Origin of the sequence: Klebsiella sp. MS 92-3 (genome assembly GCF_000195655.1) — a bacterium.
Classification (GTDB): Bacteria; Pseudomonadota; Gammaproteobacteria; order Enterobacterales; family Enterobacteriaceae; genus Klebsiella; species Klebsiella pneumoniae.
Genome location: NZ_GL882825.1, coordinates 20,071 through 20,917 on the forward strand (window position 1 = coordinate 20,071; position 847 = coordinate 20,917).

General features: G+C 56.9%; 1 protein-coding gene and 1 pseudogene. Both read right to left on the bottom strand.

What is annotated here, in order from left to right:
- Window positions 1–23 precede the first annotated feature (23 nt).
- A pseudogene (locus HMPREF9538_RS09785) lies at window positions 24–650 on the bottom strand (ABC transporter substrate-binding protein); the annotation flags it as partial.
- Window positions 651–682: 32 nt separating this feature from the next.
- A partial coding sequence (locus HMPREF9538_RS33370; protein ID WP_171805144.1) for a hypothetical protein occupies window positions 683–847 on the bottom strand: 165 nt, incomplete at its 5' end.

An 847-nucleotide genomic window follows, 5' to 3' on the forward strand; every position in this document is an offset into this window, starting at 1 on the left:
AAAGGCCACTAAGGAGCGGGTATGTGCCAGTACCCATCGAACTTGCTGACCTTCACAAAATCCGTCTGGTTCCAGGTGTCGAGCTTATACGGCCCGGTGCCCACCGGGTGGAAGCCGATATCCTTACCATATTTTTTCAGCGCCGCCGGCGAAATCATCGCTGTCGCCGGATGGGCGAGAATGTTAATAAACGCCGAGAAGGGCTGCTTCAGGGTAATTTTGACCGTAGTCGGATCGACCGCCTCGGTGCTGGCAATATTTTTATACAGGTTATAGCGCTTGAGATGGTTATCCGGGTTACTCGCGCGATCGAGGTTAGCCTTTACCGCCTCGGCGTTAAAGTCAGTGCCATCCTGGAATTTCACCCCGCTGTGCAGCTTAATGGTGTACACCAGGCCGTCCGGTGACACGGTATAGCTCTCAGCAAGAACGTTTTGCAGCTTCATCTCTTTATCAAGGCCGAACAGGCCTTGATAAAAGGACTTCGCCACCGCCTGCGACAGGGTATCGTTGGCATCATAGGGGTCGAGGGTCGTGAAGTTAGACCCGACCGCCACCACCACATCTTTGGCGGCAAAGGCGGGAGCGCTCGCCAGGGCTGCCGCGATACTCAGCGCCAGCCACCATTTGCGTGAAACAGGTTGTGTCATCGTGTTCTCCTGAAAAGATGCGTTATGTGTTGTTATGTTCTGCCCAGCACATCGGCGGATTCGCGGGCGACGAAGTGGCCCGGCCCGACCTGCTGCAACGGCACGCTGGCGATCTCCTCGCCCCGCTTATAAATATTGCCCGGGACGTCATCAGACAGCAGGACCCGCTGCGGATGACGGTGGCCCGGGTCGGGGCC